This is a genomic window from Pseudarthrobacter sp. NIBRBAC000502772 (assembly GCF_006517235.1).
GTDB lineage: Bacteria > Actinomycetota > Actinomycetes > Actinomycetales > Micrococcaceae > Arthrobacter.
In genome coordinates this window covers 121,030-142,208 of record NZ_CP041188.1, presented here as the reverse complement: position 1 = coordinate 142,208, position 21,179 = coordinate 121,030, and the positions used below count along the sequence as shown (strand labels likewise).

At 65.4% G+C, this 21,179-nt stretch carries 20 protein-coding genes; 16 read left to right on the top strand and 4 right to left on the bottom strand.

Annotated elements, in window-relative coordinates; translation table 11 throughout:
• Nucleotides 1-81: 81 nt before the first annotated feature.
• From dnaK to NIBR502772_RS00675, 11 genes are all read left to right on the top strand, one after another.
• Nucleotides 82-1,962, top strand: a complete 1,881-nt coding sequence (dnaK, locus tag NIBR502772_RS00725; protein ID WP_141138667.1) for a molecular chaperone DnaK — start codon at nucleotides 82-84, stop codon at nucleotides 1,960-1,962.
• Between the two features lie 2 nt (nucleotides 1,963-1,964).
• Nucleotides 1,965-2,651 (top strand): nucleotide exchange factor GrpE, encoded by a 687-nt coding sequence (locus NIBR502772_RS00720; RefSeq protein ID WP_141138666.1) that lies wholly within the window; start codon nucleotides 1,965-1,967, stop codon nucleotides 2,649-2,651.
• Between the two features lie 85 nt (nucleotides 2,652-2,736).
• Nucleotides 2,737-3,708 carry a DnaJ C-terminal domain-containing protein gene (locus NIBR502772_RS00715; RefSeq protein ID WP_210412362.1) on the top strand — a complete coding sequence of 324 codons (972 nt, stop codon included), beginning with the start codon at nucleotides 2,737-2,739 and terminating at the stop codon, nucleotides 3,706-3,708.
• A 15-nt stretch (nucleotides 3,709-3,723) separates the two neighbouring features.
• Nucleotides 3,724-4,149, top strand: coding sequence for a heat shock protein transcriptional repressor HspR (locus tag NIBR502772_RS00710; RefSeq protein WP_141138665.1), 426 nt, complete (start codon nucleotides 3,724-3,726; stop codon nucleotides 4,147-4,149).
• Nucleotides 4,150-4,518: 369 nt separating this feature from the next.
• On the top strand, nucleotides 4,519-5,697 hold the full coding sequence (gene urtA, locus NIBR502772_RS00705; protein WP_246848648.1) for an urea ABC transporter substrate-binding protein: 1,179 nt from the start codon (nucleotides 4,519-4,521) through the stop codon (nucleotides 5,695-5,697).
• A gap of 120 nt (nucleotides 5,698-5,817) precedes the next feature.
• Complete coding sequence (urtB, locus tag NIBR502772_RS00700) at nucleotides 5,818-6,702, top strand: urea ABC transporter permease subunit UrtB (protein WP_056341284.1); 885 nt, start codon at nucleotides 5,818-5,820, stop codon at nucleotides 6,700-6,702.
• Nucleotides 6,699-7,841 (top strand): urea ABC transporter permease subunit UrtC, encoded by a 1,143-nt coding sequence (gene urtC / locus NIBR502772_RS00695; protein WP_141138664.1) that lies wholly within the window; start codon nucleotides 6,699-6,701, stop codon nucleotides 7,839-7,841. The genes urtB and urtC overlap by 4 nt, the downstream gene beginning before the upstream one ends.
• On the top strand, nucleotides 7,838-8,641 hold the full coding sequence (gene urtD / locus NIBR502772_RS00690) for an urea ABC transporter ATP-binding protein UrtD (protein WP_141138663.1): 804 nt from the start codon (nucleotides 7,838-7,840) through the stop codon (nucleotides 8,639-8,641). The genes urtC and urtD overlap by 4 nt, the downstream gene beginning before the upstream one ends.
• Complete coding sequence (urtE, locus tag NIBR502772_RS00685) at nucleotides 8,638-9,333, top strand: urea ABC transporter ATP-binding subunit UrtE (protein WP_246848647.1); 696 nt, start codon at nucleotides 8,638-8,640, stop codon at nucleotides 9,331-9,333. Before urtD ends, urtE begins: the two co-directional genes overlap by 4 nt.
• Nucleotides 9,334-9,409: 76 nt before the next feature.
• The gene (locus tag NIBR502772_RS00680; RefSeq protein WP_246848646.1) at nucleotides 9,410-9,856 is read left to right on the top strand and encodes a hypothetical protein; all 447 of its coding nucleotides are present in this window, start codon (nucleotides 9,410-9,412) and stop codon (nucleotides 9,854-9,856) included.
• A gap of 156 nt (nucleotides 9,857-10,012) precedes the next feature.
• Entirely contained in the window at nucleotides 10,013-11,992 is a 1,980-nt protein-coding gene (locus tag NIBR502772_RS00675; RefSeq protein ID WP_141138662.1) for an FAD-binding monooxygenase, read from the top strand.
• On the opposite strand, the gene NIBR502772_RS00670 is transcribed toward NIBR502772_RS00675, so the two are convergent.
• From NIBR502772_RS00670 to NIBR502772_RS00655, 4 genes are all read right to left on the bottom strand, one after another.
• Nucleotides 11,982-12,839, bottom strand: a complete 858-nt coding sequence (locus NIBR502772_RS00670) for a prephenate dehydratase (RefSeq protein WP_141138661.1) — start codon at nucleotides 12,837-12,839, stop codon at nucleotides 11,982-11,984. The two genes, NIBR502772_RS00675 and NIBR502772_RS00670, sit on opposite strands and share 11 nt — an antisense overlap.
• A gap of 176 nt (nucleotides 12,840-13,015) precedes the next feature.
• Nucleotides 13,016-13,735 carry a GntR family transcriptional regulator gene (locus NIBR502772_RS00665; protein WP_141138660.1) on the bottom strand — a complete coding sequence of 240 codons (720 nt, stop codon included), beginning with the start codon at nucleotides 13,733-13,735 and terminating at the stop codon, nucleotides 13,016-13,018.
• Between the two features lie 5 nt (nucleotides 13,736-13,740).
• On the bottom strand, nucleotides 13,741-14,256 hold the full coding sequence (locus tag NIBR502772_RS00660; protein ID WP_246848645.1) for a PTS glucose transporter subunit IIA: 516 nt from the start codon (nucleotides 14,254-14,256) through the stop codon (nucleotides 13,741-13,743).
• The gene (locus NIBR502772_RS00655; protein WP_246848839.1) at nucleotides 14,253-14,513 is read right to left on the bottom strand and encodes a glucose PTS transporter subunit EIIB; all 261 of its coding nucleotides are present in this window, start codon (nucleotides 14,511-14,513) and stop codon (nucleotides 14,253-14,255) included. The genes NIBR502772_RS00660 and NIBR502772_RS00655 overlap by 4 nt, the downstream gene beginning before the upstream one ends.
• A gap of 156 nt (nucleotides 14,514-14,669) precedes the next feature.
• On the opposite strand from NIBR502772_RS00655, the gene NIBR502772_RS00650 reads away from it, so the two are divergent.
• From NIBR502772_RS00650 to NIBR502772_RS00630, 5 genes are all read left to right on the top strand, one after another.
• The gene (locus NIBR502772_RS00650) at nucleotides 14,670-15,944 is read left to right on the top strand and encodes a PTS transporter subunit EIIC (RefSeq protein WP_210412361.1); all 1,275 of its coding nucleotides are present in this window, start codon (nucleotides 14,670-14,672) and stop codon (nucleotides 15,942-15,944) included.
• Nucleotides 15,934-17,223 carry an N-acetylglucosamine-6-phosphate deacetylase gene (locus NIBR502772_RS00645; RefSeq protein WP_210412360.1) on the top strand — a complete coding sequence of 430 codons (1,290 nt, stop codon included), beginning with the start codon at nucleotides 15,934-15,936 and terminating at the stop codon, nucleotides 17,221-17,223. Before NIBR502772_RS00650 ends, NIBR502772_RS00645 begins: the two co-directional genes overlap by 11 nt.
• Nucleotides 17,204-18,016 carry a glucosamine-6-phosphate deaminase gene (gene nagB, locus NIBR502772_RS00640; RefSeq protein ID WP_168223465.1) on the top strand — a complete coding sequence of 271 codons (813 nt, stop codon included), beginning with the start codon at nucleotides 17,204-17,206 and terminating at the stop codon, nucleotides 18,014-18,016. Before NIBR502772_RS00645 ends, nagB begins: the two co-directional genes overlap by 20 nt.
• Before the next feature lie 86 nt (nucleotides 18,017-18,102).
• Complete coding sequence (gdhA, locus tag NIBR502772_RS00635) at nucleotides 18,103-19,440, top strand: NADP-specific glutamate dehydrogenase (protein WP_141138657.1); 1,338 nt, start codon at nucleotides 18,103-18,105, stop codon at nucleotides 19,438-19,440.
• A gap of 293 nt (nucleotides 19,441-19,733) precedes the next feature.
• Nucleotides 19,734-21,023 carry an ammonium transporter gene (locus NIBR502772_RS00630; protein ID WP_141138656.1) on the top strand — a complete coding sequence of 430 codons (1,290 nt, stop codon included), beginning with the start codon at nucleotides 19,734-19,736 and terminating at the stop codon, nucleotides 21,021-21,023.
• The last annotated feature ends 156 nt before the right edge of the window (nucleotides 21,024-21,179 follow it).

Sequence of the window (21,179 nt, the reverse complement as noted above, 5' to 3'; positions counted from 1 at the left end):
GGCTTGCGCGTTGAGTAAAGTTGAGTGCAGAACGCTCAACACGAGCGCCAGCAAGTTTCCAAGGAAAGAAGGAAGCAACACATGTCACGTGCAGTAGGTATCGACCTCGGAACCACCAACTCCGTCGTCTCCGTTCTCGAAGGTGGCGAGCCCACCGTTATTGCCAACGCCGAGGGCGGCCGCACCACGCCGTCCGTCGTTGCATTCTCCAAGTCCGGCGAAGTCCTGGTTGGCGAGATCGCCAAGCGCCAGGCCGTCAACAACATCGATCGCACCATCGCCTCCGTCAAGCGCCACATGGGCACTGACTGGTCCGTCGCCATCGATGACAAGAAGTACACCGCGCAGGAAATCTCCGCCCGCATCCTGATGAAGCTGAAGAACGACGCCGAGTCGTACCTGGGCGAAAAGGTCACCGACGCCGTGGTCACCGTTCCCGCGTACTTCAATGACGCCCAGCGCCAGGCCACCAAGGAAGCCGGCGAGATCGCGGGCCTCAACGTCCTCCGCATTGTCAACGAGCCCACCGCGGCAGCACTGGCCTACGGCCTGGACAAGGGCAAGGAAGACGAACTCATCCTGGTCTTCGACCTCGGCGGCGGAACCTTCGACGTCTCCCTGCTCGAGGTGGGCAAGGACGAAGACAACTTCTCCACCATCCAGGTCCGTTCCACCGCGGGTGACAACCACCTCGGCGGCGACGACTGGGACCAGCGCGTTGTTGACTACCTGCTCAAGCAGCTCAAGGTCAAGGGCATCGACCTCTCCAAGGACAAGATCGCCCTGCAGCGCCTCCGTGAGGCATCGGAGCAGGCCAAGAAGGAACTCTCTTCTTCCAGCAGCACCAACGTCTCCCTCCAGTACCTGTCCGTCACCCCCGACGGCCCGGTCCACCTGGATGAGCAGCTGACCCGCGCCAAGTTCCAGGACCTCACCAAGGACCTGCTGGACCGCACCAAGAAGCCGTTCCAGGACGTCATCAAGGAAGCCGGCATCAAGCTCTCCGAGATCGACCACATCGTCCTCGTGGGCGGTTCCACCCGTATGCCCGCCGTGTACGAGCTCGTCAAGGAACTCGCCGGCGGCAAGGAGCCGAACAAGGGCGTCAACCCTGATGAGGTCGTGGCCGTCGGTGCTGCACTCCAGGCCGGTGTCCTCAAGGGCGAGCGCAAGGACGTCCTGCTGATCGACGTCACCCCGCTGTCCCTCGGCATCGAGACCAAGGGTGGCGTGATGACGCACCTGATCGAGCGCAACACCGCCATCCCCACGAAGCGGTCCGAGACCTTCACCACGGCTGATGACAACCAGCCGTCGGTGGCCATCCAGGTCTTCCAGGGCGAGCGCGAGTTCACCCGCGACAACAAGCCGCTGGGCACGTTCGAGCTGACCGGCATCGCGCCGGCTCCGCGCGGCGTCCCGCAGGTCGAGGTCACGTTCGACATCGACGCCAACGGTATCGTGCACGTCTCCGCGAAGGACAAGGGCACCGGCAAGGAACAGTCCATGACCATCACCGGCGGCACTGCGCTCTCCAAGGAGGACATCGACCGCATGGTCCGTGACGCCGAGGAGCACGCCGCCGAGGACAAGGCCCGCCGCGAGGCAACCGACACCCGCAACACGGCCGAGCAGCTCGCGTACTCCGTGGACAAGCTGATCGTCGACAACGCCGACAAGCTGCCCGAAGAGGTCAAGACCGAGGTCAAAGCCGACGTCGACGCCCTCAAGAAGGCCCTCGAAGGCACCGATGACGCAGCCGTGAAGACCGCGTTCGAGAAGCTCCAGGCTTCCCAGTCGAAGCTCGGCGAGGCCATCTACGCCCACGCCGGTTCGCCGGACGGTGCCACCGGTGCCGCAGGCGCCGAAGGCACCGCTGGTGGAGCCTCCGCCGGTGACAAGGCTGCTGACGAGGACATCGTCGACGCCGAGATCATCGACGAAGACGAAGCGAAGAAGTAGCCATGCCGCACCACGGCAACGAGGAAGAGCACAACTCGTCCGCGAACCAGGAGCCGGTCATCCGGGACAACCGCAAGGTTGATCCGGTGACCGGGCAGGCCCGGCACCCGGAGGGCGAACAGCCCGCTGCCGCGCCGGCGGGAGAGCCCCTGGTGGGCGAGCCTGTTGGCGGCGAGCTTGTTGACAGGGACGGCGATGCACTCGCCCAGGCCGAGGAAATCCTGAACGGCATCGAGGTGCCGGCCGAGGAATCGGTGGCACAGGGTGCCGGACACGCTGAAGCTGCCGAGCTGAAGAACGATCTCCTCCGCCTCCAGGCTGAATACGTCAACTACCGCAAGCGCGTTGAGCGCGACCGGGCCGTGGCAGGGGAGATGGCCGTTATCGGCGTCCTGAACTCCCTGCTGCCGGTACTGGACGACGTCGATGCCGCCCGCCAGCACGGTGACCTGACCGACGGCCCGTTCGCCGCGATCGCCACCAAGCTGGAGAACGCCCTGAAGACGTACGGACTGGTCCGCATTGATGAGACCGGAGTGGAGTTCGATCCCACGATCCACGAGGCCCTCATCCAGCAGCCGGGCGAGGACATCGAGGTTGACACCGTCAGCCAGGTGCTCCGCTCCGGCTACAAGTCAGGCGAACGAGTCCTCCGCGCAGCACAGGTTATCGTCGCAGTTCCGGCCTAGCATTACCCCGGTGGTTGAGCTTGTCGAAACCCAGGTTTCGGCAAGCTCAACCACCGACCCATTAACTTCTTGAAAGGAAACGCCATTGGCTAGCCAGGATTGGGTGGACAAGGACTTTTACGCGATCCTTGGTATCGCCAAGGACGCTTCCGACGCCGACATCAAGAAGGCCTACCGGAAACTTGCCCGCCAGCATCACCCGGATACCAACGCCGGGAATGCCGCTTCGGAGAAGAAGTTCAAGGACATCTCCGAGGCCTATTCGGTGCTTTCGGACCCCGACGAGCGGCAGCAGTATGACGCGATCCGGGCAATGGGCGGCGGCGCCCGGTTCGCTCCGGGCGGGGCCGGTGCCGCCAACGGCGGGTTCGAGGACATGTTCGGCGGCCTGTTTACCGGAAACGCTGGCCGTCACTCAGGCGGGTTCAGTACAGCCGGCGGCATTCCGCCCGAGTTCGCTGACCTGTTCGGTGGCGGCTTCGGGGCCCAGCCTGGCTTCCAGCGGACCCCGCAGAAGGGTGCGGACCGCACCGCTTCGACCACCATTTCCTTCGCGGGCTCCATCCGCGGCACCTCCATCGGCCTGCGCGAACCCAGCGGTGACGTTATTGACGTCCGCGTTCCCGCCGGCATCAAAGACGGCCAGAAAGTGCGCGTCCGCGGCAAGGGCCAGCCAGGGCCCGCCGGCAACGGCGACCTCATGGTTGCCGTGTCCGTCAAGCCGCACGAGGTTTACACGCGCGACGGCGACAACCTCCGCATCCATGTCCCGGTCACCTTCCCGGAAGCTGCCTTGGGCGCCGACATCCAGGTCCCCACCATCGACGGCGAGACCGTCAAGGTCCGTGTTCCGGCCGGCACGCCTTCGGGGCGTACACTCCGGGTCAAAGGCCACGGCGTGAAGACCTCCAAGGTCACCGGCGATCTCCTGGTGACCATCGACGTCGCGGTGCCGAAGAACCTGAACAAGGAAGCCGAAGCAGCCGTGAAGGCCTTTGCCGAAGCCACCGCCGACGCCGATGTCCGTGAAGGCCTGGCCGCCAAGGCCCGGCTCTAAGCAACGGAGCAGACCGTGGACATCAGCGCTGACCAGCCGATCTTCGTGATCTCCGTCGCGGCTGAACTGGCGGATATGCACCCGCAGACGCTCCGGCAGTATGACCGGCTGGGCATTGTCTCGCCCAGCCGGGCGCCGGGGAAGTCTCGCCGCTACTCGCAGCGGGACATCAACATGCTGCGCGAAGTCCAGCGGCTGTCTCACGAGGGCGTCTCGCTCGAGGGCATTAAACGGATCCTTGAGCTCGAGAACCAGGTGGCCGCGCTGCAGCGCAGGGTGAGTGAGCTGGCCGAGGAGCTGGGCCGCCGTCGTGATCCCCTTGATTCGCGGATCTTCGCAGCCGGTGCCGCCGGCGACGTGGTGAGCCTGGCCCGCGGCCAGCGCCCCCGCGCGCGGTCCCAGGCCGTCGTGGTCTGGCGGCCCAGGGCACTGGGCGAATAGCGCCACTCAGGGAGCCGGCCGACGCACAAATAGCCCTGCCCGTCGCTCGGGTGTTGCGCATAGCCGCAGGTGAGAGCCGTTTCCCGGCGTCCGGACCGGATTATGTCCGGCAACCGGGCCAAAGTTACGCCGCGGCAGGTTTCCCGCAGGTTAACTCTCCCAGGGCCTGCTTTCCCGCGGTTTTCTCCCGCCCGCCTGCCGTGCGCCTCAACTCGCGGCCGGCCCGGCGATCGCCCCGAAACGGTCTCGAAACCAACCGGGCAGGCGCTGAAACAATTCGCTCCTACGTTCATCGCAAGGGGTCACTTCTGACGGACCTCGGAGGCGAGCCGCTGCCCAGCGCAACGGCGGAACGAGAAGCAGGTACACATGAGGGTTTCGGTCACCAAACGCGCTTTCAATTCGTTGGCGGCAGCCGCCATGGCCACTGTCCTGGCAGGCTGCGGCAGCCAGATCGCGGATCCGGCGTCCGCAGGCTCCACCGCCAGCAGCGGCACGTCTTGTGTGGACACCTCGGGCAGCAGCGTCAAAGTCGGTTTCATCAACTCGCTGTCCGGCACCATGGCCATCAGCGAGAGCACCGTCTTCGACTCCCTGTCCCTGGCTGCCGAGGAAATCAACGCTTCCGGCGGTGTCCTGGGCAAGCAGCTCGAGGTCATCAGCGAGGACGGCGCCAGCGAACCGACCAAGTTCGCGGAGCGCGCCGGGAAACTGATCCAGCAGGACTGCACGGCCGCGGTATTCGGCGGCTGGACCTCCTCAAGCCGCAAGGCGATGCTCCCTGTGTTTGAGGCCAACGACGCTCTGCTGTTCTACCCGGTGCAGTACGAGGGCCTGGAGTCGTCGAAGAACATCTTCTACACCGGTGCCACCACCAACCAGCAGATCATCCCGGCGTTGGACTACCTGGCCGAGCAGGGAACCAAGTCCCTGTTCCTGGTCGGCAGTGACTACGTCTTCCCGCGAACAGCCAACAAAATCATCCAGGCCTACGCCGCGGCCAAGGGCATCGAAGTCCTCGGCGAGGAGTACGCCCCGCTGGGCTCCACGGAATTCTCCACCATCGTTAACAAAGTCCGGGACTCCAAGGCCGACGCGGTCTTCAATACCCTCAACGGCGACAGCAATGTGGCCTTCTTCCGCCAGTACAAGAGCGTTGGCCTGACCGCCGATACCATGCCCGTGGTCTCCGTGTCCATCGCCGAGGAGGAAGTCCCCGGCGTCGGCTTGGACAACGTCGAAGGCCAGCTGACTGCCTGGGACTACTACCAGACCCTGGACACGCCGGCCAACAAGAAGTTCGTCGCGGCGTTCAAGGCGAAGTTCGGCACCGAGCGCGTAACGAGCGACCCCATGGAAGCCGCCTACACCTCCCTGTACCTCTGGACGGCAATGGTGGAGAAGGCGGGATCCTTTGAGGTGGACAAGGTGCAGGCAGCCGCGGACGGTGTGACCTTCGAGGCGCCTGAGGGCCTGGTCACGGTCAACGGGGAGAACAACCACATCACCAAGACCCCCGCATCGGCAAGATCAACGCGGAGGGCCTGATCGACACGGTGTGGTCATCGCCCGCGGCGGTTGAACCGGATCCATTCCTGGCCACTTACGACTGGGCCAAGGACCTGGCCAAGTAACGGCCGCGGAAACATCGAGGAAAGGCCTGCTGGAATGGAGCTCCTGATAGGGCAGATGTTCGCCGGACTCAGCCTCGGCTCCGTGCTGCTCCTGGCGGCACTGGGACTGTCGTTGACCTTCGGCCAGATGGGGGTCATCAACATGGCCCACGGCGAGTTCATGATGGCCGGGGCCTACACGGCCTTTGTGGTCCAGCAGGCCATCTCCGACGCCGGCGTATCGCTGCTGGTGTCCATTCCCGCAGGCTTCCTGGTGGGAGGTGTCCTGGGGCTGGTGCTCGAAGCGGTGCTGTTGCGCCGCATGTACCACCGGCCCCTGGACACCCTCCTGGTCACTTTCGGGGTGGCCCTGATCCTGCAGCAGGCCGCACGTGACATCTTCGGGGCACCCAGCGTCGATGTCCGTGCACCGGGGTGGTTGCAGGGGAACATCGAGTTGCTGGGCGCTCCCATCCCGCTGACCAGGCTCTTTATCCTGGGGCTCTCGCTGCTGTGCCTCGCCGGCCTGGTCCTCCTCCTGAAGGCCACGCCGCTCGGGCGCCGTATCCGGGCCGTTGTGCTGAACCGGGACCTCGCGGAAACGAGTGGGGTGTCAACCCGGCGCAGCGACCAACTGACGTTCTTCATCGGTTCGGGCCTGGCCGGCATCGCCGGCGTCGCGGTCACACTCATAGGTTCAACAAGCCCGTACCTCGGCACCAACTACATCGTGGATGCCTTCCTGGTGGTGGTGGCCGGGGGTATCGGCCAGATCAAGGGGGCCGTCATCGCTGCCTTTGCCCTGGGAGTGCTGCAGTCCGTCTTCGAGTACTCGACGACGGCCAGCATCGGCAAGGTCCTGATCCTGATCGTGATTGTGGTGTTCCTCCAGCTTCGGCCGCAGGGCATTTTCAGCCTCAAAACAAGGAGCCTGGCATGAAAAGCCTGTTGCGCGGGCGGTTGGGAACCGTGGCCGGATTCACCCTTGGTGCGGTCCTGCTCCTGGGCGTTGCACCCGCGGTGCTTCCGGCGTTCAACCTCGGCCTGCTGGGGAAGTTCCTCTGCTTTGCCATCGTGGCAGTCGGCATCGGCCTGGCGTGGGGACGCGGCGGCATGCTGACCCTGGGCCAGGGGGTGTTCTTCGGACTCGGGGCCTACATCATGGCCATGCACATGAAGCTGGCCGACGCATCGCTCTTCGGCGGCTCGGGGGTGCCGGACTTCATGTCCCTCTACGGCAGCGGCGAGGTTCCCGGCTGGTGGGAACCGTTCCGGAGCCCCGCAGTGACGCTCCTCGCCGTGGTCCTGGTTCCGGGGCTGGTGGCACTCGTCCTGGGCTTGGCGATCTTCAAGCGCCGCGTCAAAGGTGCCTATTTTGCGATTCTCAGCCAAGCGCTGGCGGCGGCCTTCGCAGTGTTCCTGATTGGCCAGCAGGCTACAACCGGAGGGTCCAACGGACTGAACGGATTCCGGTCCTTCTTCGGTTTTGACCTGAAGGACCCGAACAACAAGCTCATGCTGTACATGATCGCGGTGGTGGTCCTACTGCTGTCGCTCGCCATTGCCCGGCAGCTGATGCACAGTCGTTTCGGCGAGCTGCTGGTGGCGGTTCGGGACCAGGAGGAGCGCGTCCGCTTCCTGGGCTACGATCCGGCGACCGTCAAAACCGTCATCTACGTGGCTGCCGCCGTCCTGGCAGGCGTCGCAGGGGCGTTGTTCGTCCCGATCGTCGGGATCATCTCGCCTGCGGACGTTGGCGTGATCCCGTCCATCGCATTCCTTATCGGCGTCGCAATCGGCGGCCGCGGCACCCTCCTGGGGCCGGTCCTGGGCGCCGTCTGCGTCGCCGCGGCCCAGTCCAGCCTGTCATCCACTTTCCCGTCCTTCTGGGTGTACTTCCAGGGCCTGCTGTTTGTCCTGGTCATCGGGTTTATGCCGGGCGGGCTTGCCTCATTGCCGGCGCTGCTGGGCAGGCGGCGCAGAACGCCGCCCGAAGCGTCAGCTCCCGTAGCGCCGCCCGACGCGCCAGATCCCGACGTTGAAGAGCGAGCCACCAAGCCTGAGGAGGTCAGCAGATGACGACGCCCACGCTGCTCCCTGACGGGGAGCCCCAGGCCGGGGGTTGGCGCCGCGGCCGGCCAAAATACCTCGAAGTCCGTAACCTCTCGGTTTCCTTTGACGGATTCCTCGCCGTGGACAACGTCGACCTTGATGTGATCCAGGGCGACCTGCGGTTCTTGATCGGACCCAATGGTGCCGGGAAAACGACGGTAATTGATGCCATCACCGGGCTGGTGCCGGCTACGGGATCGGTGAACCACACCGGCACAGAGATCCTCGGCCGCAAAGTGCATAAGATCGCCCGGCTGGGTGTGGGTCGCACGTTCCAGACCGCAAGCGTGTTTGAGAACCTCTCCGTACTCCAGAACCTCGACATCGCTGCCGGCTCCGGCCGCAGCCCGCTGCAGATGTTCCGCCGCCGGAACTCCGTGGAACCAGCCGTGGAAGAGGCCCTGGAAATCATCGGCCTGGCAGACGCGGCGGACAAGAAGGCAGGGATCCTCGCCCACGGACAGAAGCAGTGGCTGGAAATCGGCATGCTCCTGGTGCAGAACTCGGACGTGCTACTCCTGGACGAGCCAATCGCGGGGATGAGCCAGGACGAGCGCGGGGAAACCGGCGAGCTACTGCGCCGCATCGCAGCCAACCGGATCACGCTGGTTATTGAGCACGATATGGACTTCGTCCGGGAGTTCGCTACATCGGTCTCTGTCCTTGCCGCGGGCAAGGTCCTCAGTGAGGGAAGCGTAGCGCAGGTGCAGGCCGACAAGAAGGTGCAGGACGTGTACCTGGGGACCTCGGCAACGGAAGGCCAATGATGCTCGAAATCGAAAATCTGCAGACCGGTTACGGCCGTACCCAGGTGATCTCCGGGGTGAGCGTGACCGTCCGGGAGGGAGCCGTCGTCTCGGTTCTGGGGCACAACGGCGCCGGCAAAACGACGCTGCTGCGCGCCGTCGTCGGGCTCCTCAAACCCATGGCCGGACGCATCACCCTGGACGGGGAGGACATCTCGGCCCTCCGCCCACATCAGCGGGTGGCGCGGGGCATGGCCTATGTACCGCAGGGCCAGCAGTCATTCGGGCAGCTGTCCGTTATGGAGAATCTGCAGCTCATCGCGGACGGGCGCAGGAACGGCACTGAACGCGTGGCAGAAGCCCTCGATCTGTTTCCCGCGCTCCGGCCGCTGCTGGCACGGCGGGCCGGGCTGTTGTCGGGTGGCCAGCGGCAGCAGCTTGCCATAGCCCGGGCGTTGATCACCGGGCCGAGCCTTCTGATCCTGGACGAACCAACCGAAGGCATCCAGCCCAATGTTGTAGCCGAGATCGAAGCGACCATCCTCAAGCTGTCCCAGCGCAACGGCATGAGCATCCTCCTGGTGGAGCAGCACATAGGTTTTGCACTCCATGCCGCGGACAGCTACTACGTCCTTTCGGCCGGAAGGGTTTCCTCCTCGGGAGCCGGCGGCGCCAGATCAGCGGGCAATGTGCGGCAGGCGATGCTCATCTGAGGCAAGTACAATGCTTGTCTGATGCCGGAAAAGCGAGTACCCACTACTCGTGACCGGACCACCCCTACTGGCTTGAATGGAACTGCAGCTGGGTCTCACAGCGCAGGGTTCGAGCCTCTGGGGGTTTCTCGTGTTTGGTACTTCAGTCGTTATGTTCGCAGGGTCTAGTGTCGGGCTGATCCTGCTTGCCGCCGGTCAGGCCGTCGTGGTGGTGTGCATGTGCTTTGACCTGGTGCGGGCGCTGTCCGTACCGAGGTCGCACCGACGCTACGTGGCCAGCACGGTCTTCCGGACGCTGGCCGTTCCGTCCATCATCGCCGCCGGCATGAGTGTACTGATCGACGCGCTGACCTGGTCCTGGATGGACGTTGGCATGTCGATGTTCGTGATGGTGGCGATCATCTTCCGTCTGCACCACGACAAGGACGAGGACAACTGGTGGAAGGGCAAGGGCAAGAAACTCGCCCGGTGGGCCCGCCGCCAGTTCAGTTCCGGAACTTCGGTAGCGCCGGCGATGGGGTAGGACGCCGGTGACCCGGGCTCATGGACGAACGGGCCGGTTGTGGCCTGCGTCACGGCCGCGTAGACTTCCACTTCAAGGCGGGATTCATATATAGAACATCGAGTTCTATTATCGAACTAGATGCCTGCCAGCCACACAACGAAGTGAGGAAAACCCGTGCAGTTCCACCACCACGGTTACGTATCCGGTGACCCGCGGGTCCAGCCAGCATCCGGCGTCGGTCTGGACCGGCCTGCCGAGCTTCCCGACGAAGTGGACGTGCTCATCGTGGGCACCGGTCCTGCGGGCATGCTCACCGCGGCCCAGCTCTCCCGGTTCCCCGGCGTCACCACGCGCATCGTGGAGCGCCGCCCCGGACGGCTCGTCATCGGCCAGGCGGACGGTATCCAGGCCCGCAGCGTAGAAACCTTCCAGGCGTTCGGGTTCGCGGAGCGCATCATCGCCGAGGCGTACCGCATCACCGAAATGGCGTTCTGGAAGCCGGACCCCGCCGACCACTCCCGCATCGCCCGCGCCGCCCTCACGCCGGACGACCCCACGGGCATCAGCGAGTTCCCGCACCTGATCGTCAACCAGGCCCGCGTGCTGGACTACTTTGCCGAGTTCATGGCCAACGCGCCAGCGCGGATGTCGCCCGACTACGGCTATGAGTTCCGCAGCCTCGATATCGGCGACGGCGACTACCCAGTCGCCGTGAGGCTCGTCCACACTTCAGGACCTGACGAGGGCAAGACCCGCGTTGTCCGGGCCAAGTACGTCGTCGGCGCGGACGGCGCACGCAGCAAGGTCCGCGAATCGATCGGCTGCACCATGGCCGGCGACCAGGCCCATCACGCGTGGGGAGTCATGGACGTTCTCGCCGTCACCGACTTCCCCGACATCCGCACAAAATGCGCCATCCAGTCCGGTGCGGGCGGCAGCATCCTGCTGATCCCGCGCGAAGGCGGGCACCTGTTCCGCATGTACGTTGACCTCGGCGAGGTCGCGCCGGAGGACCACGGGGCCGTGCGCAGCACCACCATCGAGCAGATCATCAGCCACGCGAACACTATCCTGCACCCCTACACCCTGGACGTCCGCAACGTTGCTTGGCACAGCGTGTATGAGGTCGCCCACCGCCTCACGGACAGGTTCGACGACGTCCTTCCGGACCAGCGCGGGACGCGCACACCCCGCGTGTTCATCACCGGCGATGCCTGCCACACGCACAGCGCCAAGGCCGGTCAGGGCATGAACGTCTCGCTGCAGGACGGCTTCAACCTCGGCTGGAAGCTCGGGCATGTGCTCGAGGGCCGCAGCCCGGCAAGCCTGCTGGCCACGTACTCGGCCGAGCGGCAGGTGGTGGCGAAGAATCTGATCGACTTCGACAAAGAGTGGTCCACCATGATGGCCAAGAAGCCGGAGGAGTTTGCGAGCCCCTCCGAGCTTGAGGACTTCTACGTCAGCACCGCCGAGTTCCCCGCGGGCTTCATGACCCAGTACACGCCGTCCATGATTACCGCAGAACCGGTGCACCAGCACCTGGCCGCCGGCTTCCCCATCGGCAAACGGTTCAAGTCCGCGCCCGTGGTGCGGGTGTGCGACGGTAACCCGATGCATCTCGGCCACCACGCGACGGCGGACGGCCGGTGGCGCATCTATGTCTTCGCCGACGCGGCAGCACCTGATGCGGCGGCGTCGTCCGCAGAACAGCCGACGGCGGGACAGGCGGCGGGACAACAGGATGCCGGACAGCCGACGGCGGGACAGCACGCGTCGACGTCGTCCGTCTCCGGCTTCGCCGAGTGGATCGCGAATTCGCCGGAATCACCGCTGGCCGCAACGCCGTCGGGCGCTGACCGGGACGCGTGGTTCGATGTGAAGGTCATCTACCAGCAGGACCACACAAACGTTGATATCGGTGCGGTTCCGGCGGCGTTCAAGCCGTCAGTGGGGCCGTTCCAGCTGACGGACTACGAGAAGGTCTACGCCACCGATCCCGCCGCTGACATCTTCGAGCTCCGGGGCCTGGACCGCGGCGGCGTGGTGGTGGTGGTGCGGCCGGACCAGTACGTGGCCAATGTCCTGCCCGTGGGCGCGACGGCGGAACTCGCCGCGTTTTTCGCTCCCCTCCAGCGGCCAGCGGTCAGGCAGTGACTGCCTGCGCGGTCCGGAATTCGGCGGCGGGATAGACGCCCAGGATGCGGACTTCGGTGGTGAAGAAATCCAGTTCCTCAAGGGCCAGGCGCAACGGCAGGTCCTCGGGATGGCCTTCGACGTCCACCATAAACATTGTGGCGGCGAATTCGTCACCCACCATGTAGCTCTCCAGCCGGGTCATGTTCACGCCGTTCGTGGCGAACCCGCCCAGTGCCTTGAACAGCGCCGACGGGACGTTCCTGACGCGGAACACAAAGCTCGTCACCGCCGGTCCGGGCAGCTCTTCGCGGGTGGGCAGTTGCTTTTCCCGCGCCAGGACCACAAAACGGGTGGTGTTGGACGGGTCGTCCTCGACCCGCGACGCCAGCACCTCAAGGCCATAGATCTCGGCCGCGAGCGGGGGAGCGAGGGACAGCTTGGTGGGGTCGTTCCACTCGCGGACCTCCCGGGCGGATCCGGCGGTGTCCCCGGCAATGACAGGACGCAGTCCGGCCTCCCGGATCAGGCGGCGGCACTGGCCCAGGGCGTGGATGTGGCTGTGGACCTCGGTGGCCGCCTCGATGGTGCTGCCCGGAATGCCCAGCAGGTCAAAGTGGATGGGCAGGAAGAACTCGCCCACGATCTGCAGGTGCGACTGGGGGAGGAGGATGTGGATGTCCGCCACCCTGCCGGCGATCGAGTTCTCAATCGGAATCATCGCCAGCTCCGCCTCGCCGCTGGAGACCAGCTCGAAGGCGTCCTCGAAGCTGGCGCAGGGAACGCTTTCCAGCTGGGGGAACATCTGCATGCACGCGATATTGGAGTTGGCGCCAGGCTCACCCTGGTACGCAATCTTCTGGGCCATGGTCCGTATGCTTTCACGTCAGGTGCCTGCCCACCCAACTGAGTAGCGTCACGTGCCATTTTGGGCGCTCAAAACGACTGTGGAGTCTCAAAACGACTGATTGCGCTACTCAGTTGGGGAATCAGGGGCGGGATGACACCGAGCCAGAGGCATTGGTGCGACGCAGCGGTGTTGGCTTAGCCCGCGCCCAGCCGCATGGATACCTGGTACCGGTCGGAGCGGTACGTGGAGACGGCGTATTCGATGGGCGTGCCGGGGTCCTCCTGGCCGGTGAACGAACGGCGCCGGAAGAGCAGGACGGGTGCCCCCGGTTCGATGTCCAGCAGCGCGGCGGTCTCGGCAGGGGCGGCGGCGGCCTCGACGGTCTGTTCCGCATGCTGCACCGGGTGCCCCGCGGCGCCGAGGGCCCGGTAAAGGGATCCCGTCAGGTCTTCCGAGAGCAGTCCGGGGACCAGCGCTGGCGGCAGCCACGATTCGTCCACACTTACGGGAGCACCGTTCGCGAGCCGCAGCCTGCGGACGCGAAAGGCAGTTTCCCCTGGCGCCAGCCCGAGGTGATCGGCGGCCGCCGCCGGCGGCACTGCCGCGGATGCGTTGATGACCCGTGTGCTGGGTTCGAATCCGGCTGCCCGCATGTCCTCGTTGAACGAGGCCAGGTGCAGGGTGGAACGCACCAGCCCGTGGGAGACGAACGTGCCCTTCCCCTTGATCCGCACCAATGCGCCGTCCTGTACCAGGTCCGAAATGGCACGCCGCACCGTGATCCGCGAGACGCCGAACTGCTCCTCCAGCTGCCGCTCACCCAGCAGGGCGTCCCCGGGCCGCAGCGTGCTGGACACCAGGTCCTGGAGTTGCCGGCGGACCCAGACGTGTTTTAGTTCCCCTGCCGTATCCATGTCTCCTATTTTCCGGGAATTTTGAACAGCTGGCCGCCTGCTTCCACACGGCCACCGGAGGCCGGAGGTTCGATGGCATCCGCAGGGCTGTCCAGGATCACCACGGGACTGCACATGCTCAGGTCCTTTGAACGGACCAGTGTGACGTCCACGGTGATCATGGGGTCGCCGGCGCGGACCTGATCACCCTTCTGCGCGAGCACGGTGAAGCCCTCGCCCTTCAGGCCGACGGTGTCGATGCCGACGTGGACCAGCACGGCGGGCCCGGACGCGTGCTGGACGATGTAGGCGTGGGGCATGACCTTGATGACCCGGCCGTCCAGCGGTGCGACGGCGGTGAGGACGCCGGCGTCGTCGTCGGGAACTACGGCGGCGCCGCCACCCACAAGCCCCTTGGCGAACACGGGGTCCGGGACCTCGTCCAGGGGAATGAGCCGGCCCGGCAGCGGGGCGACAACGCTGATGACCTCGGCCGGTGCTTCCGTGCTCACGTCCGGCGTGCTCACCTCAGGGCTGCTCACATCAGGTCCTGGATGTCTTCGGCGAGGCTTTCGGCTTCCGGACCCACAACCACCTGGACCACCGTGCCGGACATCATGACGCCGTGGGCACCCGCGGCCTTGAGGGCGGCCTCGTCAACGCGGGAGGAGTCCACCACCTCGGTGCGAAGGCGGGTGATGCACCCTTCGATTTCTTCGACGTTCTCGGCGCCGCCAAGGGCGGCGAGGATGATTTCTGCTTTGGACATTTCCACTCCTGAGTTCGTTTCGCTGTGAATGACGCCGGGTCCGGATGCTTTTTTACGGCCTGAGGTTGACAACTGAGGCCGGCGCCCTTCACAGTGATGGTTGTCACTGGTTATAACCAGTTAGCTAGACTCTACTGAATCAAGCATCCCCGCACAAGCACCACCCTCTTCGAGACGAGGAACATCATGACCACGGAAAACCCATCAGCTTCCGCCGGGGCCGGCGCGCTGGCCGCCCCGGCCCCGGGCAAAGGCAAGGGCAGCGGAAAAGCGCTGGCGAACATGCAGCGCTTCGGCCGCAGCCTTATGCTCCCCATCGCCGCCCTCCCCGCGGCGGCGCTGCTTTTGCGCCTGGGCCAAGACGACCTGCTGGGCAGGTTCGAATCCCTGACCACCGTCGCCCAGGTCATCGGCGCCGCCGGCGGCGCCCTGTTCGAGAACCTGCCGCTGCTCTTCGCCGTCGGCATCTCCTTCGGCTTCGCCAAAAAGGGTGACGGTTCCACCGCCCTTGCCGCCGTCGTCGGATACCTGGTCCTGACCAACGTCTTCAAGGTCATGGCCCCGCTGGTGCTGGGAGCCGCCCCGGAGGGCGGCAAGGACCCCGTCATCAATTACGGCGTGCTGGCCGGCATTGTGATGGGCCTGACGACGGCGCTGCTGTGGCAGCGTTTCCACCGCACCACCCTGCCGGACTGGCTGGGCTTCTTCGCGGGCCGCCGCCTGGTGCCCATCCTGACAGCCTTCGCCGCGATCGTGATCGGCGTGGCCATGGCGCTGCTGTATCCGCTGTTCAATAACGGGCTGACTGCCGTGGGCAACACCGTGGCGGACAACACCGTGGTGGGCAGCGGGGTCTACGGCGTCCTCAACCGGCTGCTCCTCCCGCTGGGCCTGCACCACATCCTGAACTCCATCGTCTGGTTCATCATCGGCGACTACGACGGCGCCCACGGCGACCTGAACCGGTTCTTCGCCGGGGACCCGACCGCCGGCGTCTTCATGACCGGATTCTTCCCCATCATGATGTTCGCCCTGCCCGCCGCCGCCCTGGCCATCTGGCAGGAAGCCAAGCCGTCACAGAAGAAGATCGTGGGCGGCATCATGCTCTCCACCGGCCTCACGGCCTTCCTCACCGGGATCACCGAACCGCTGGAATTCTCCTTCATGTTCGTGGCCTGGCCGCTGTACGTCGTCCATGCCTTCCTGACCGGGACGTCCATGATGCTGGTCAACTTCCTCGGCATCCATCACGGGTTCGGATTCTCAGCAGGAGCGATCGACTACGTCCTGAACTTCGGCATCGCACAGAATCCGCTGTGGCTGATCCCCATCGGGCTGGGCTACGCCGCCGTGTACTACGTGGTGTTCCGCTTTGTGATCCGTCGCTGGAACCTGCGCACCATGGGCCGCGAAGATGAAAACGACGAGAACGGCTCCATGGCCAAAGCCGATGCCAGCTGAGCCTTCCTCGGCCCGGGGCGGCGCGGCCCGGGGCAGCGCGGCCGGCGGCGGGGTGGGGCTGCGGGGCCGCCTCGTCACCGGACTCCCCGGTGCTGCGGTGATCGACGACGGCACCGTGGTGATGGCCGGAGGGAACATAGTGTGGTGCGGCCCGACGTCGGACCTGCCGGAAGGTTTCGACGCCGACCTCCGGCAAGTGCCGCTCATCCTGCCCGGACTCGTGGACGTGCACTGCCACGGTGCCGTAGGGCACACTTTCTCCGCGGATGCGGACGGCGCACGCCTGGCTGCCGGCCACCATGCAGCGCAGGGCACGACGTCGGTACTCGCCTCGCTGGTCTCGGCGCCGTCGCAGGTGCTGCTGGAACAGATCGCTGTGCTGCGGGACCTGGTGCAGGACGGTAGCCTGGCCGGCCTGCACCTGGAAGGGCCGTTCATCACCAAAAGCATGTGCGGGGCCCAGGACCCGGCAGCCATCATTGACGGCGACCCGGCGCTCCTGCAGCAGTGGCTTGAGGCGGGACGCGGGACCGTGCGGTCAATGACTCTTGCCCCCGAAACCCCGCACTTTGCCGAGCTGGTGCAGCTCTGCCGGGATCACGGCGTCGTGCCTTCCCTTGGCCACACCGCCGCTACGGCTTCCCGCACCCGGGAAGTCCTGGGCGGCGCAAACAGTGGGGTTGGCGGCCCGTGGTCGGCCACGCATCTGTTCAACCGGATGCCCCCGCTGGGCCACCGCACGCCCGGACCCATCGCGGTCCTGCTGCAGGCGGCCGAGCAGTCGCCCGGGCAGATGGTGCTGGAACTGATTGCCGACGGCGTGCACCTGGACCCGGAGATCGTCCGTATGGTCTTCGGGCTGGTGGGACCCCGCTCCATAGCGCTCATTACGGATGCGATGGCAGCAGCGGGCATGTCCGACGGCCATTACACTCTCGGCAGCCTGGACGTGCTGGTCCAGGACCGGGTGGCACGGCTGGCCGGCACCGCCGACGCCGGTCCCGGGGCGATCGCCGGCGCGACCAGCCACCTGCTGGAGAACGTCCGCCGCTGCGTTGATTGGGGCGTTCCCCTGGCCGATGCGGTCATGGCGGCTACCTCAACGCCGGCGCGGCTGATGGGCCTGGACCGGCCTGGCCCCAACCGGGTGGGCGCCATTGCGCAGGGTTACCGGGCGGACGTACTGGTGACCACCGAAGAACTTGAACTCGTGCAGGCCTACCGCGCCGGCGCACCACAAACGCAGGAAAGGAATGACCGTGCAGATAGTTCTGTGTGAGTCCGTCGATCACGTAGGAGCCCGGGCGGCGGACATTATCGAGGCCAGGGTCCGCCAGGGTCCTGCCGTGCTGGGGCTGGCGACCGGCGGCTCCCCGCGATCCACCTACCAGGAGCTCATCCGGCGGCACCGAGAGGAACAACTCAGCTTCGGCAAAGTCACCGGCTTCACGCTGGACGAATACGCGGGTCTGCCGCCCGAACACGGGCAGTCGTACTACTCCACCATCCGGCGGGAGTTCGTCGACCATGTGGACCTGCCCCTGGAACGGCTCTTTACGCCGCAGGGGGACGCGCCGGACCTGGTGGCCGAAGCTGACCGTTATGACGCAGCCATCGCCGCCGGCGGGGGTGTGGACATTCAGATCCTTGGCATCGGCGCCAACGGCCACATTGGCTTCAACGAGCCGACGTCATCACTGGCTTCCCGCACGAGGGTGAAGACCCTCGCCGGGGCCACGCGGGCTGACAACGCGCGGTTCTTTTGCGACGGCGATGTTCCGCGGCTGTGCCTGACGCAGGGTCTCGGGACCATCCGCGAAGCCAAGCTGGCAATGCTGGTGGCGATGGGGGAGAACAAGGCCGCCGCTGTCCGGGCCATGGTGGAAGGGCCGGTCAGCGCCCACTGCCCCGCGTCGGTGCTGCAGCTGCACCGCAGGGCCGTGGTCATCCTGGACCCGGGAGCAGCTTCGCAGTTGAGCCTGCTGGACTACTACCGGGAAGCCCAGGAATTCAACGACAGGCTGGGCCAAACACCCACAAGGCCCTGGCTTCAGCAGCCGGTCAGCCGTTGAAGAGCAGGATATTCGTCGCAATAGATTCCGCAAAATGAAATTTTGCTACCATTGCATGGAATAACTGTTGAACTAGAGGAGACGGCGTGGACGCTCGGCTTGAGGCCATCCGGAATACGGTATTGGCGCGGAACCCTGGTGAAGCTGAATTCCACCAGGCAGTGACCGAGGTCTTTGAGAGCCTTGGTCCTGTCCACGACCGGCACCCCGAGCTGCTCGAAGCCGCCATCCTGGAGCGGCTCTGCGAGCCCGAACGCCAGATCATCTTCCGCGTCCCGTGGACCGACGATTCCGGCCGTGTGCAGATCAACCGTGGCTTCCGGGTCGAATTCAGCTCCGCCCTTGGTCCCTACAAGGGCGGCCTGCGCTTCCACCCCTCTGTCTACCTGGGCATTGTGAAGTTCCTGGGCTTCGAGCAGATCTTCAAGAACGCCCTCACCGGGATGCCCATCGGCGGCGGCAAGGGCGGCTCGGACTTCGACCCGCGCGGCCGCAGCGATGCCGAAGTGATGCGGTTCTGCCAGTCGTTCATGACCGAGCTCTACCGCCACATCGGCGAGTACACCGATGTGCCGGCCGGTGATATCGGCGTCGGCGGCCGTGAAATCGGCTACCTCTTCGGGCAGTACAAGCGCATCACCAACCGCTACGAATCCGGCGTCCTCACCGGGAAAGGCATGTCCTGGGGAGGCTCCCTGGTACGGCCTGAAGCCACCGGCTTTGGCACCGTCATCTTCACCCAGGAGATGCTGAAAACCCGTGGGTCCTCCTTCGACGGGCAGCGCGTGGTGGTGTCGGGTTCCGGCAACGTGGCCATCAACGCCATTGCCAAGGCGCAGACGCTCGGTGCCAGCGTGGTGGCCTGCTCCGACTCCTCCGGCTACATCGTGGATGAGGCGGGAATCGACGTCGCGCTCCTCCGCGAGGTCAAGGAAGTTGAACGCGGACGCCTCAAGGATTACGCAGTGCGCCGCCCCGGCGTTTCCTATGTGGAAGCCGGGTCGGTGTGGGATGTCGACGCAACGGTGGCGCTGCCTTGCGCCACGCAGAACGAGCTCGACGGCGATGCTGCCGCGCGGTTGGTCCGCAACGGCCTGGTCGCGATCGGCGAAGGCGCCAACATGCCCTCCACCCGTGACGCTGTCTCGGTGTTCCAGGATGCCGGTGTGCTGTTCGGGCCGGGCAAAGCCGCGAACGCGGGCGGCGTGGCGACGTCGGCGCTTGAGATGCAGCAGAACGCCAGCCGGGATTCCTGGTCCTTCGAGCACACAGAACAGCGGCTCACCGAGATCATGGTGGGCATCCACCACCGCTGCGCTTCAACCGCGGACGAGTACGGCGACCCCGGCAACTACGTGCTAGGCGCCAACATCGGCGGCTTCGTCAAGGTGGCTGACGCCATGCTCGCGCAGGGGCTTATCTAGCGCACGCTCAGCACGCGAATTCACCATGGAAACGGGCGACTCACTCCTGCTCGGCCGTGGTCCCGGAATTCCTGAATACAAAGTTCGTTTGAGTGACCTGTGAAACTCGCTTGCCCGTGACTGAAACGTTGATTTAACCGGCCAGAAACCCACCGCGGAACTGCAGCCATACAGTTGGAACCAGACGGCAATAGCTGCCCTCCGACAAACGTGGACTGACTCCGCGTCCCTCCTCCGGAGCGGCTCTGACGGGCAATTTCCGTTCTCTCTTCGCATCACGAAAGGGGTTTTCCATGGATTCAGGAAATGTCGCTTGGATTCTGGCCAGCTCAGCGCTGGTCTGCATGATGATCCCTGCCCTGGCCCTGTTTTACGGGGGCATGGTGGGGTCTCGTCGCATTCTCAACATGATGATGATGTGCTTTGGCGGCGCGAGCCTGGTGGCAGTGCTGTGGGCTCTGTTCGGATACTCGATGGCCTTCGGTAATTCGGTAGGCGGCCTGGGGCTCATCGGGGACATTACGGAATTCCCCGGCATGGGACAGCTGCTCGCCGCAGATAAGGAAGCCTCCATTCCGGTGATTCTCTTCGCCGCCTTCCAGCTGTTCTTCGCCTGTGTCACTACGGCCCTGGTTGCGGGAGCGGCAGCCGGACGTATGAAGTTCGGCGCCTGGATGCTGTTTGCCGGAATCTGGGCAACCATCGTCTACTTCCCCATCGCACACTGGGTGTTCGCGTTCTCCTCTGCCGACGGCAGCGTCACTGGCGGCTGGATCGCGAGCGGCATCAAGGCAATCGACTTCGCCGGTGGAACCGCTGTGCACATGAACGCCGGCGCCGCGGCGCTTGCACTGGCCCTCGTACTCGGAAAGAGCTCCGGCTGGCCCAAGATGGAGCACACCAAGCCGCACAGCCGGCCGCTTGTGCTCGTGGGCGCGGGACTGCTCTGGGTGGGCTGGTTCGGCTTCAACGCAGGCTCCGCACTCTCGGCCGGGCAGTCCGCCTCCGTCGTATTCCTGAACACCGCGGTGGCAGCGTCGGCCGGCCTCCTCGCCTGGGCGCTGGTTGAGCGCCTCCGCCACGGCGCAGCCACCAGCATGGGAGCGGCATCCGGCCTGATCTCGGCCCTGGTTGCCATTACGCCTGCTTGCGGCGCGGTCAGCCCGCTGGGTGCACTGGCCATCGGCGCCATCGCCGGTGCCGTCTGCTCCCTCGCCATCGAACTGAAGTTCCGCCTGGGCTACGACGATTCGCTCGACGTTGTGGGCGTTCACCTCGTGGGCGGCATCATCGGCACACTGTTGATCGGCCTGTTTGCCACCGACGCTGCTCCGAACGCCGTCAACGGCCTGTTCTATGGCGGCGGCGTTGAATTGCTGGGTGTCCAGGCGCTGGCCACAGTCTCGGTCCTGGCGTACTCGTTCGGCATCACGTGGATCCTGGCCAAGATCCTTGACCGCGTTGTCGGCCTGCGGATCAAGCCTGAGGACGAAATGCGCGGTATCGACATCGCCGCGCACTCGGAACTTGCTTATCTCACTGATGAAGACCCTGTGGAGCTCGGTTCGCCGCGGCGGGCCTGATAACCAGTGGGACCTGAACTCACATAGATATGCCCGGGCGGTGCCATCGGCGCCCATTGCCGACGCCCGGCGCGAGCCCGGCTAAGGGCCGAACATCGGACCGGTGTCAGCAGTCGCTGGCTTATAGTTCCGGAGTTCGGCCCTTTGTCGTGCCGG